Origin of the sequence: Clostridium tunisiense TJ (assembly GCF_000300195.1) — a bacterium.
GTDB lineage: Bacteria > Bacillota > Clostridia > Clostridiales > Clostridiaceae > Clostridium_J > Clostridium_J tunisiense.
Window position 1 is genome coordinate 30,320 of sequence record NZ_AMQH01000010.1, and the last position, 13,520, is coordinate 43,839.

Annotated in this window: 7 protein-coding genes; all 7 read right to left on the bottom strand. The window is 30.6% G+C overall.

The features are described from left to right. Positions 1–44: 44 nt before the first annotated feature. The 7 genes from C661_RS0109610 to accD all read right to left on the bottom strand — a co-directional run bounded on the left by C661_RS0109610 (position 45) and on the right by accD (position 13,444). The gene (locus C661_RS0109610) at positions 45–2,972 is read right to left on the bottom strand and encodes an insulinase family protein (RefSeq protein ID WP_017415106.1); all 2,928 of its coding nucleotides are present in this window, start codon (positions 2,970–2,972) and stop codon (positions 45–47) included. A gap of 263 nt (positions 2,973–3,235) precedes the next feature. After that, on the bottom strand, positions 3,236–8,674 hold the full coding sequence (locus C661_RS0109615) for a diguanylate cyclase (protein WP_017415107.1): 5,439 nt from the start codon (positions 8,672–8,674) through the stop codon (positions 3,236–3,238). Between the two features lie 101 nt (positions 8,675–8,775). Then, a complete protein-coding gene (gene map / locus C661_RS0109620) occupies positions 8,776–9,642 on the bottom strand; it encodes a type I methionyl aminopeptidase (protein WP_017415108.1) in 867 nt (288 codons plus the stop codon). 158 nt (positions 9,643–9,800) lie between these two features. Next, positions 9,801–10,454, bottom strand: coding sequence for an amidase domain-containing protein (locus tag C661_RS0109625; RefSeq protein WP_017415109.1), 654 nt, complete (start codon positions 10,452–10,454; stop codon positions 9,801–9,803). A gap of 130 nt (positions 10,455–10,584) precedes the next feature. Then, the gene (locus C661_RS0109630) at positions 10,585–11,460 is read right to left on the bottom strand and encodes a DegV family protein (protein WP_017415110.1); all 876 of its coding nucleotides are present in this window, start codon (positions 11,458–11,460) and stop codon (positions 10,585–10,587) included. A gap of 267 nt (positions 11,461–11,727) precedes the next feature. Continuing rightward, on the bottom strand, positions 11,728–12,555 hold the full coding sequence (locus C661_RS0109635; protein ID WP_017415111.1) for an acetyl-CoA carboxylase carboxyltransferase subunit alpha: 828 nt from the start codon (positions 12,553–12,555) through the stop codon (positions 11,728–11,730). Between the two features lie 28 nt (positions 12,556–12,583). Continuing rightward, positions 12,584–13,444 carry an acetyl-CoA carboxylase, carboxyltransferase subunit beta gene (accD, locus tag C661_RS0109640; RefSeq protein ID WP_017415112.1) on the bottom strand — a complete coding sequence of 287 codons (861 nt, stop codon included), beginning with the start codon at positions 13,442–13,444 and terminating at the stop codon, positions 12,584–12,586. Between the last annotated feature and the right edge of the window lie 76 nt (positions 13,445–13,520).

Below are 13,520 nucleotides of genomic sequence, written 5' to 3' on the forward strand. Positions count from 1 at the left end.
ATATAAAGGTAAGCTCTAATCCTTAGGGATTAGAGCTTGAATTTTTATTTAAACACACTTTGTAAACTATTAAAAATATTCTTGTTTTCTTTAATTTTAGCATCATTTCCGAGAACAGCAAAGAAATTTTTATTCATAACATCCTTTAGTAATTGCTCAAAAGACTTAATGTCTTCTGTTGTAGTTTGAAGCACTTCTTCTCTTTCTCTTAGTCTATCTTCCTTAGTAATTCCTCTTATATACATGCTAACAGCCTTTTCTCCCTTCATTGAAGGTGTAAGAGGCGAATCGAGCTCACTAATAGTTCCTATGATATACTTAGTCATTTCTCTATCAGTTGTATCAAAGGTTTCTATATAATTTACAACCTTATCATAGGCTTCTAATGTTTCTTTTAAGTTTGGATCTCTATAAGACACAAAGGCAAGGTTACCACTTCTCACTAGATTTGCAAATCCCCCATAAGCTCCACCTTGAACACGTACTCTATTCCAAAGATAGTCAAGACTCATAATAGTTTTTAATACTAGCAGTTTACCACTATACTCATAGCCAAGTCTTCTAAAATTATAGCCTTTAGCTACATATTGAACATTAGAAGGAGTTAGTAATCCTTCATTCTTAGGAACTTCTGTGAAAGTATATTCTTCCTTAGAAATTTTATTATTGTTAACAGAGTGTAGTATTATATCCATGTTATCTTTAAGTACATTGTACTCTTCCTCTTCACCAGTTACAGTAACAATTAGGTTATCCTTATTGAACACTGTTTTCATAACCTGGTAAAGTTTAGAAATAACCCCATCAATTCTATCATCATAATTTTCTTCTATATCTTCTAAGAATTTATAGTAGTCATATCCAACAGTATGCTCTAGATATAAGGATGCAGGTGAGAAATATGAAGCAAGTCTCAAGGATGCTACAATATGTCCTCTTTCAATAAGTCTTCCTTCTATTCTAGATTTTAACATTTGAACTATTTCTTTTATTCTTTTCTTATCCTCAAGCACTGTACTTTTTATAATTTCCCCAACTAACTCTAAAGCTCTTGGAACTTTATCTATAACAGCTTTGCAGTGACCCTCTAAGAATGGATGATACTTAAGTACATCCTTATCATCACCATAAACTTCCGATTTGAAGTATATTCCCCCTGTATTAATTAATATTTCATTAGAAAGATCTATATAGTTACGCTCCTTTGTATCTACTTTTCCTAATAAATTTGATAAAAGGCTAATATAAGGTATATCTTCTTGTTTTATTCCCTCAGTTTTAAACATAAAACTTATATATGCAATCTTGCTTGTAAAAGTTTCATGATGCAGAACTTTAACATCACTTATCATAGTTTCTATGATTTCCAGATTCTCAACCTTTTTATCTATATCTTCTAAAGATAGCATAGGTATAGTTTCTAGGACTTCCTCTGTATCTGGAGTGTTTTGTCTCTCCATAAGAGATTTAGTTTTCTTTATTATATCTTCTATACTCTCTTCACTTAACCCTTCCTTATACTTCTTAAGCTTCTCTGAAAGAGCTTTTTCTTTTTCCTCTGCTAGGCCTTTTCTAGGTTTTAACACCAACATAGAAGAATGACTATTGTTTAAAATATATTCTTTAATTAGGTCCTCGAAATAGTTTGAAGTAAGGGCTGTTTTCATTTTCTTTATAGTATCCTCATACTTCAAGTGAATTAATGGACACTCATCATATAACCAACTGTCCATAGCTGTTATATAATAGAATAATCCCTTTGGAAATCCTTGTAAATCAGCTTCTCTTAGCTTAAACTCAGTAATATTAATACAAGCTTCTATGAGTTTTTTATCTATGCCCTTATGAACTAAATTATTTAAAGTATCAAAAACTATGTTTTTAAACTCCTCTTTTTTACTTTCTTCACTATTTTTTACTACAATACTAAACACAGGTTGAAGAATTCCATTGTCAAAACTTCCGTAAACATCCTTACCTATACCTGCATCCAAAAGAGCCTTTTTAAGTGGAGCTCCCTGAGTCTCAAGAAGTAAGTACTCAATAATTTCTAAAGCCAAATGTATTTCTGGATCAGTAGCTTTTCCTGTAACAAAGTTTAGAGCTAAGAAGGTTTTTTCCTTATCACTATCTTCGCTAGAAATAGAATACTCTTCAGTGAATTCCTTCATTTCATTATAAGGTTTTTGAATTTCTATGGATGACTCTATAGTTTTTAAATCAAAATTGCGTAAATAATTATCATTAATAAAGGTTAATGCATTATTTAAATCCAAATCTCCGTATAATAAGATATAACTGTTTGATGGATGATAATATTTTGTATGGAACCCTAAAAACTCCTCTTGAGTTAAATCTGGTATATAATCTGGATCTCCACCAGACTCAAAACCATAGGTATTGTCAGGGAAAAGAGTTTCTTGAATTTTTCTCATTAACACGCCCTCTGGTGATGAGAATGCGCCCTTCATTTCATTATATACAACACCTTTATATTTTAAATCATCCTCTTTATTCTCTAATTCGTAATGCCATCCTTCCTGCATTAATATTTCAGATTGGCTATATATGTTAGGATAAAATACCGCATCTAAGTACACATCCATTAAATTAAAGAAGTCCTTTTCATTCTTGCTTGCTAATGGATAAATAGTTTTATCACCAAAAGTCATAGCATTTAAAAAAGTATTAAGAGACCCCTTTATAAGTTCTACAAAAGGCTCTTTTGTTGGAAACTTTCTTGAGCCACAAAGTACACTATGCTCTATAATATGAGCTACCCCCGTGCTATCCTGTGGCGGTGTTCTAAACCCTATTGAGAACACTTTATTATCATCATCATTTTCTAAATGTAAAAGCCTTGCACCACTTTTTTCATGTTCAAATACCCTAGCTATTGAATTAATTTCATTGATATGCTCTATATGTTTTAGATTAAAACCATGATATAGACCACCTATTTTATACTCCATAATTTTCCTCCTTGTATACTTTAAAACTACTAGTATCTTATTAAATTATATATCTATATATTACCTAAGTAGGTTAACCCTATTCAAGTTTACCTATTCCTCCATATAAGCTTATGAAAATCCTCATTGGCTTATAAAAAATAGGACATTTAGTGTCCTATTTTTAGGTAATTAAAATCAACCAATGCCCAAACCTCACTTGAATTCCTTAAAGCCTCTTTATATAGATGAAGCTAATCTCTTCAAAAAACTTTAAATATTATCTATAGTATTGTGGTAATAATTTTCCCTAGAGTGCTCACAAAGTTAAGCTCATCTCCATTAAACTCCTTCACTTCTGAAGATACAGATAAGTATAAAACTGCCAACACCTTATCCCCTTTTTTGAGTGGAATTACCATAAGAGATTTCCATTCTGGTATTACCGTTAGGGAATCATACTCACTTATATTATCCCAATCTATAGAACAAATATTTTCTCCTGAAGCTATAGAGTTATAGATTATATTTTCATTAAAGTTCTCTAAAACTTCCCAGTTTTGAGAAAACTGTTTTCTTACAAAGGTTTTAGCTATATTACCCTCATCAACTATAAATAGACCTATGCTTTCAGCCTCTGCTATTTCACTTACCTTTCCCAAAATTTTATATATTTTATCTTCGAAAGGATTACTTTCATTTACTAAGTCTACAACTTCTATTAAGGTAGAAACATTTCTAAAGTCGCCATTAGTACTACCTGTTAAAATTCCACTCAACTTATTAGTTGTATTACCTTTTAGAGAGTAACTTTCATTCCATACCTTAAAAGTATTTCTTCCACTGTTTTTTGCAGCATAAAGGGCTTGGTCAGCTTTTTCAATCAACTCTTCATAAATCACTGTATGATAAGGGTAGTTTGATATTCCAAGACTTATGGTAACATCCCTCTTATCCCCCAATATCCTCTCCTGCTGAATTTTGAATCTAATTTTTTCTGCCGCTTCTTTTGCACCTTCTATATCAGTACTAGGAAGTATTACAATAAACTCTTCTCCACCATATCTTCCAATAAGGTCTGTTTGCCTTATATTGTTTATTACTACCTCACAAACCCTCTGCAACACCTTATCTCCTGTCCTATGTCCAAAAGTATCATTAACATCTTTAAACTTATCTAAGTCAAACATAATTAAAGAAAATTGAGAATTAACCTCACTAGATCTTTCTATTTGATTTTGAATAGACTTCTCAAGGTGCTTTCTTGTAAAGGCCCCAGTTAACTTATCAATGGTAGAACTAATTTTAATATTATGCTTGTCTATTATAATCCCTAATAATTTACTAATTCTTATACATTCCTCTAAAGAGTCTTCACTAATATTATTAAGAATTCTTTCTGATTCCACATAAACATATCCAAGAACGCTATCACTATAGTGATATATATCAGAGTTTCTTCTATTTTCATTAATCACCTGCACTTTAGAGTCTATGATTATAGGAATGCACATAGTCGCTCTAGTATTGCTGCTCGATATTTTGCAGCTTTTCAAATTTAGTCCCTCTAAGAAATTTTCTTTACTGATAATGGGTTTTAGGGAGTCTCTACACCTTTGAATGATGCTTAAATCCTTTGGTAACTCATTATCTTTGTTGCTACTTGCTAAAACCTCAAACTTTTTATCTTTTTCTATAATTATACTCGCTTTTGTCGCTAAGGTAGTATAGCTGATATATTCAATAATAAGCTCCATATTGTTTATATTATTATAACCTAGTCTATTGACTAACCCTTCTATACCCTGAATGTCCTCTCCAGAAGAAAAAGACCACAATTTCTTTAAAGACTTTATAAAACTTTTATTCTTTAAAATTTTGTTATTATTTAAGTAATTAAATAGCACTTCAATATCCCCTTCATTGGTTAAGGAGATTGAACTTGCATTTATTTTAGAGAATAACTTTCCACTCTCAAAGTAGTTTTCTATATCCATAAATCTCAAGAAAGGCTTAGTCATATTATTGTTATTGATAAAATTTACTCTATACTCTTTTGGCACTTGAAGTACTAAGTCAGAAGCTAATCCACAAGCCTCAAAGTAATAAGTAGCAGCATAGGAATACTCCTTATCATTAAAATAATAATTTCCTATTTCTGAATATATTCTCCATAGTATTTGAGCTTGTTCATACTTCTTACAAAGCTCTATGGCTTTAGTTAAATTTTCAATATTTAGCTTGTTGTAAAGAGTACTTTCCATATATATTCTATTACATATAATTCTGCTACTATCGCTGTTAAAGTTTTCTTCCTCAATATACTCATGGATAGTTTTTGCTTCCTTTATATGATTAGTATCATTTAGAATGATTGCACTTTCATATAAAATACTTAGTTTTTCATTGGTATTTGTAATATTTTTGCTAATATCTATTATCCTCTGAGAAATATCCAGACTATAATCTTCTTTAATTAAAAACTCATTAAATAAGGATAATACCTCTAGCTCCCACTTCAATATTGAATCGGAGTACTCATAGATTTTTCTTGCTTTTTCTATATAGCTACTTGCCTTTTCCTTATCACCAAATGATAAATTTATCTTAAAAGCTAAAAGATAGTATGGCACTACTTCTTGCCCATGGCTAGGCCACTTTTCTAGTTGTTCACTACAAAGAACATAATATCTGTATGCCTCTCCGTAGTTACCAAATTTATAATATATACTTGCTAGGTAGGTATAATCATAAAAAATCATATTACTATAATCATATTGTTTGGCCTTATTAATAGATTTAATAAAATAGTTATAGGCAGTATTATATTGCTGTAACATATAGTAAGTAAACCCTATGTTGCTTAAAGCTATTATTTCATTATAGATATCATTGTCTTCCCTACTTAATTCATATACTTGCTTGAAGTAAGTAAGTGCCTGTTGATTGTCTTGGAGGTAATCACTATAAATTACCCCTAAATTGTTCATGCATCTAACTACCCCATTGGTATAATTAGTCTCATAGCATTGCTCTAAACAGCGATTGATATTCTTTAGTGCTTCATGAGCTTCACTATTAACTATAAGTAAGTTACATAGAAAAGTATTAAATATCACCTTATGCTTTATATGTTCTCCATCACAAAGGGATATTCCCTCCATACAAGCTTTATAAACATCATCATACCTTTGCTGTGAAAAATATCTTTGACAAAGAACTTTTAGATAGCTTAACTGCCCCTCTTTATAATCAATGTGCTCTAATAAGTTTCTCGCTTTTTCTATATAGAAGTTAACTCTATCTTTGTTACTAGTAGAAATAATAATATCTAGAATTCTAAAAATTATATCTATTTGTTGCTTTAAAAGTTTATATTCTCCAGCTATTTTTTCTCCTCTACCATAGTGCTTTAAAGCTTCATTTCTATTACCATCCTCTAAATAAAGATCTCCAATTTTTAATAATAAGTTCAACTTATTTGTGCTACAATGGCCTTCATAGGTTAGGTTTTCTTCATCTAACAATCTCGCAGCTTTGGAAAGGTTTCTTATAGCCTCCTCTCTATTTTTTAGAGTTATCATTATTTCAGCATTTTCCATATAGTAGTATAAGAGCTTGTTGTGTTGTTCTGATTTTTCTAAATGATAAATAAGTTCGCTAATAAAGCCGTTATTATTTTCCTCGTAATACTTGCCTAGTATTTCTGATGCTAGCCTATGCTTTTTCTTTTTCTCTTCTTTCTCTATGCTTTCATAAATATAAGCTTTTAAAAATCTATTATAGAAATCATAAACAAAGCCTCTATCCTCAATTTTTCTGCATAACAATCCCTTTATTATAAGGTTATCAATTATAGCTGTGATTTTTTGCACATCTTCACTAATAAATTCCCTCATAACTTCTATAGAAGCCGGGTTCTCAAATATAGCAATAGTAGAAAGGATCTCCCAAGATACAAAATCTAGCTTGTCCACTTGATTCTTATAAGCTTCGTACATATTTTGAGGAAGAAAAAAGTTGTCATCATCTACTCTATACCATTTTCCCTGATCTTCCTTTATATAAATCATTTTTCTTGCAAATATATCTTTTATGGTTTCTTCTATGAATAGTGGATTTCCCTTAGTATGACTATATATATCTTCTGGAAACTTAGTTGAAATTTCTCCTGTATTTAAAACTTGTTTCAACATAAGTCCTATTTGTTCGCTACTTAAGGGCTTAAGTAAAAACTCAAGTTTAACATTGTCCCTAACTTTTTTCAAAAATTCTATAAACTTTTTATTCTCTAAACATTCACCATCCCTATATGATAGTAAAATCATAATTTTTGAAACTTTATTATATTTACTAATCACATATAGGAAAAAATCTATGGTAAATTCATCTGCTTTATCTACATCATCTATTATAATAATGCCCTGCTTGTCAGCAAAAAATTCTCCTATAAAAGAAGCAATCTTGCTGATAATCTTATATTTCTCCTTGTTTCCCTTTAACGGATTAACAGTTACTGCATTTTTCTTATCTGCAATCTCTGGTACAAACTTTACCAGCTCTTGAGCATACTTATTTATTAGCTCCTTATTAGCCAAAGGAACCATTTGTTTTAGTATATCCACAAGAGGTTTGTTAGAATACTGATTATTAATTTTCACATTATCAAAGGAACTAAATACATAGTCTTCTTTTAAAGACAGTATATATTGTATATGTTTTAGTAACCTTGTCTTTCCAATACCTACTTCCCCATGTACTGTAGTAACTTTTTTCGATGAATCATATTTAAATATAGAATCCTTAATGGACAAAATTGAAGAAATCTCTTCCTCTCTTCCAATAATTCTTATATCAAAATTTAATTTTTCTAATTCATTTTTATCATATACCTTATAATTTGTTCCATAAATACTGTTTATGCTAAATATAATTTCTTCTATACTTTTATATCTATTTTCTGGTTGAAAATCTATCATTTTTAGTATTATTGTATAAAGCTTTTTTGTGAATACTTCTTTGTACTGATTGCAACTACAACTCTGAAAGTTGTTAATAATCTCAATTATCTGTCTATTATCTTTGTATAACCCCTTACTTTTTAAAGCTAATACTATAAGAATTACACCTAAAGAGTATATTTGGGCTGAAAGACTTAAGCTTTCACCCCTTATATATTCTGGTGCATTAAATAAGTTAATTAGTTCTACTTCTGAACTAAATTCACTTTTCTCTAGTTCTGTGGTTATAATATCCTTTAACTTAATATTAAAATCTTTATTTTTAATATATATATTATCAATATTAAGTCCATTGTATGGCTCTCCTGATATCCAAAAGTAATTTGCAGCCTTACATATATTAATAAAATAATATAGCAGGTTTATATCTTTTATTATATGAGTGCTATTTAGTAGCTTCTCGCTTTCTTCTATAAATTCAGTAGTATAATAATAAGTTCTATAATAAGACTTTTTATTATCTATTTGTTTTACTATACCAAACTCAAGAACCTCTATCATATATGGATTATTTAAACTTCCTAAGCTTTCAAAATTTACAGTGCAAAAATCAATAAATTCCTTAGGTACATGCTTAGAATTGAGAATATAAAGTTTTACAGTGCTAAAGCCTTTTTGAATATCTATAGCTTCATAAACTGAGCATAATCTATTTTGTTTTAAATTATTTACAATTCTGTATCTATTATTAATAATCTCCACTTTATCTCAACCCTTCCCATATAATACCTTAAGAATATTGTAACACAGCTTTGTAAAAAAACAAATTAAATTACCATTTTTTTCTATTATTTACCTTTTACCTATGTGAGAATTTCATACCCATCTTCTGTTACTCTTATAGTATGCTCCCATTGAGCAGATAAAGACCCGTCTTCAGTAACTGCAGTCCAATCATCTTCTAACACGGTAGTTTCAGGCCTTCCCATATTAATCATGGGCTCTATAGTGAAAATCATATTTGGAAGCAATATCATTCCTTCACCCTTTTTGCCTAGGTGTGGTACAAAAGGCTCTTCATGAAACTCATTTCCAATTCCATGGCCACCGTAATCATATACTACAGAATATCCATGACTTTCAGCATGAGTTTGAATAGCATAACCAACATCACCTAAGGTATTGTATGGTTTAACCTGCTGTATTCCTAAGTCTAAACATTCCTTAGCTACTTTAACTAGGTTTTCTGCTTCTTTTGTTGCATTTCCTATTATGTAAGTTCTATTAGCATCACCATAGTACCCATTTAAGATACAAGTTACATCTACATTCACAATATCTCCATCTTTTATAACCCTATCTTCACTAGGAATTCCATGACAAACCACCTCATTTATTGATACACAGGTGCTCTTAGGAAAACCATGGTATCCTAATGGTGCTGGATATGCTCCATGCTCTACAGTATAATCATGAACCCACTTATTAATATCTTCAGTAGTTATTCCAGCCTTAATTCGGTCTCCCACCATATCCAGTACCTCATGGGTTAATTTGCAACTTTTCCTTATTCCCTCTATGTCTTCCTCTGTTTTTATGCTTTCTCTTGGGATTTGGTATCCCACTTTAGCTTCTAATTTTGTTATAAATTCATCTTGTTCCATATGACACTTTTTATATTTCTTGCCACTTCCACACCAACATAAATCATTTCTATTTATCTTATCCATACTAATTCCTCCAATATTGATTTTGTTACATATTATTACTTGCAATATAGTATTCTTCATTGACTTAGGTAATATTAAGAATTTCTTCATTTTCATTATAGTATAAAATATTGGAAAAAACAAAAATATAAGATGGAGTAGTTACCCCATCTTATATTTTAGAAGTGATATATATAAATATATCTATTAGCTTTATTTTGTAATAACTTTAAGTATTCATATAAAGATACATTTTTCCTATTTGCAGTATGCTGAGCTATAAATAAATCATACCTGTTAAGAGCTACATTATATTCTTTTGCATGTATCACTTGGGAATGATATGGATAATTATTCTTTTTAGGATCTCCATACTGAATTACATCACCTATTTCTAAATAATCATATAAATCCTGAAAATTTGTAAGTGCATCTAATACAATTAATTCCCTGTATTCCCTTGCCGCATTTCTTCCAACTCCATTTTCATTTCCCCAGTATTTTCTAAAGTACCTAGCACTTCTCCAAGTTAAGGATATCTTGCTCAAATTTTTTACATCCTTTGTATAGCAAAACCAATGGTTAAAATTTGTATAATCCCGCCCCTTCATTATCATTCCCCCAGCTTTTAGTACTTGGGATATAAAATTAGTGCAATCATCCTCCTTAAAAAGAGGATATTCCTTAATGTTAGGGGATTCTGCATAGGCCTCTGCATAAGCCTTAGCAGCACTTCGATTATATACAGTAATTTGCCTATTGATTATTTCATCATTAAGTAGAGGCGTAATTATGGCATCTTTTATCCGCGTTAAAAGTTTTTTTCTTTTCATAATTCCCCTCCTACCTTAAATATAATTACTTATAAAAACATATCTATAAAACCTAAAAAATAATTAGTTTACTAACTATATATGCATATTTATTATATTTGATAGCATTTTTTGTTGTTTTTTTTATATTTTATTCTCTTTCCTTAGCAATAAAATATAAAGACACTAACCCTGCTCCTGTATGGCTTGCAACCGTTGGTCCTTCAAAATTTATTAAGCACTTTTCCACATTGCCATTTTCTCTACATAACTGTTCAAGATGAAGTGCATCTTCTAGGCAATCTCCATGTACTATGCTAATAGTTTGCATTTCCTTCTTATCTGTTCTTTCAATAAACTTTTCTGCTAGAGTTGCAATTGCCTTCTTACGTCCTCTTACCTTCATCAATGGCGCAAGTTTCCCTTGCTTATCCATATGAAGTACAGGTTTTACATTTAGTAAAGTACCTACTGCTGCTGCAGAGGATGAAATTCTTCCTCCTCTTTTTAAGTGATTTAAATCGTCAACTGTAAAATAGTGATTAACTTTCATCTTCGTATTTTCAACAAAACTTATAATTTCTTCCTTTGATTTTCCTTCTTTGATTTTTTCGTAAGCTAAATAACACAATAAACCAAGACCTAAACTTGCACATAGGGAGTCAATAACGTTAATATCTGCTTGTGGAAATTCTTCTTTTATATTAAGTACTGCCCTTTTTGCACTATCAACAGTTCCTGTAAGTCCAGAAGAAAGTCCTATATAAATAACCGATTTATTTTCTTCTGCTAAGGGTCTAAAAATTTCCTCAAATCTAAACACATTAATTTGAGAAGTAGTAGGCATTTCCCCCGCCCTTAACCCCTCATAAAATTCTTTTATGTTTAAAGTTTTTCCAAAATCATCTTCTACATCTTTCCCTTTAAAGTGACATATTATAGGCGCTCCTATAATGTTTTCTTGTTCTATAAATTCTAATGGTAAGGCGGAAGCTGAATCCACCACTAAAACTATATTCCTATTCATATTAATCCATCTCCTCAAACTCAACATAATTATCTTATATTCAACTATGATTATTCTTTAATTTATTTTCTCTTATTTTATCATGAATTCCATATTAAGTAAAATTTAACTTATAATAATTAATTTTTTTATAAAATACTTATCTTTTACAATTACCTTTTGCCTATACTAGATTAACCCAATAAGAAAATAAAAAACCTTGAGGAATTTTAATTCCTCAAAGTTTTCTTTTTATCTTAGGATCAAATAATGAATAAGTCCATTTTGTTAGATCTTATCCTCTATAAATTCTCCTATTTTCCTAAATTTATAATAGCGTTTAGTAAGTAAGGAATCTATGGGTTCACTATTTAGCCTTATTAGGGATTCCTGTAAATTTTTACTAATAGCCTTAGATGCCTTTTCTAAATCTGCTTGTGCCCCACCTAAAGGTTCTTTAATCACTCTATCTATTATCTCAAAGTTTAATAAATCCTTTGATGTTATCTTCATCTTTTCTGCCGCTTCTCTTGCCTTAGATGCATCCTTATAAAGAATACTTGCAAATCCTTCTGGAGAAAGAATTGAATAAATAGAGTGTTCGAGCATCCATACTTCATCAGCCACAGCAAGGGCTAAGGCCCCACCGCTTCCGCCTTCACCTATAACTATAGAAATAATTGGGCACCTTAAGGTACTCATCTCCATTAAGTTTTTAGCAATGGCTTCTCCTACACCTCTTTCTTCTCCTTCAACTCCACAAAATGCACCCGGTGTATCTATAAAAGTGATCACTGGTCTTTTAAACTTTTCTGCTTGTTTCATTAGCCTTAAAGCTTTTCTGTATCCTTCTGCTTTAGGCATTCCAAAGTTCCTAGCAATATTCTCTTTTGTATTATTTCCCTTTTGAATACCAATAATTGTTACAGGTATTCCTTTGAATTCTCCAATTCCACCTACTATGGCAGCGTCATCTCCATAGTTTCTGTCACCCTTTAATTCTATGAAATTATCAAATACTTTTTCTATATAATCTAGGGCGGTTGGTCTAGAAATTGCTCTTGCAATATTCACCTTATCCCAAGCTGTAAGCTTTATTTTTATGTTGTTTTCCATATTCACCACTCCTATAGCAAATGCTATATTAACTTCTATGAAGCCTTAGTAGCTTTCCTAAGGTTTCCTTAAGTTCATTTCTCTTTACTATTCTATCTACAAAACCTTTCTTTTGAAGGAACTCTGCCTTTTGAAAATCAGCTGGAAGACTCTCTTTAATAGTTTGTTCTATTACTCTTCTACCTGCAAAACCAATTAATGCATTAGGCTCAGATAAAATTATATCCCCTAACATAGCAAAGCTTGCAGTAACTCCTCCTGTAGTTGGATCCGTAATCACAGTAATATAAAGAAGTCCCTTCTTATTATGGATTGATATAGCACTTGAGGTTTTTGCCATTTGCATTAAAGAAAATATTCCTTCTTGCATTCTAGCTCCTCCTGAGCATGTAAAAATAACTATTGGGAGTTCTTTTTCCGTAGCAAATTCTACTGCTCTAGTGATTTTTTCACCTACTACACTACCCATACTTCCCATTAAAAATCTACTATCCATCACAGCTATTACAGTGTTATTATTATTTATTCTGCCATAACCTGTAACTACAGCTTCCTCAAGCTCTGTTGACTTTTTTAGTTTTTCTAACTTTTCCTCATACCCATTAAAATCTAGTGGATTTGAGCTAATAAGTTCTTTGTTAAGTTCTATAAAAGTTCCACTATCAATGATTTGTTCAATTCTTTCTCTTGCTGTTAATCTAAAATGATAGTTACAAAGGTTACATACCTTCTGATTTTCTTCCAAATCATTTTTATAAAGAATCTTTCCACAGCCTTCACATTTTACCCACAATCCATCTGGAATTGTGGGCTTATTCTCTTCACCTTGTGGATTATTTTTCACTTCAATGTATACATTCTTCTTAAATAACCTTTTAAGTTCCAACATATTAATACCTCTCTTAGGTTATATATAGAGAACTATCTTTAAGTAAATCTACATAGTTCTCCTAACATTACTTGTT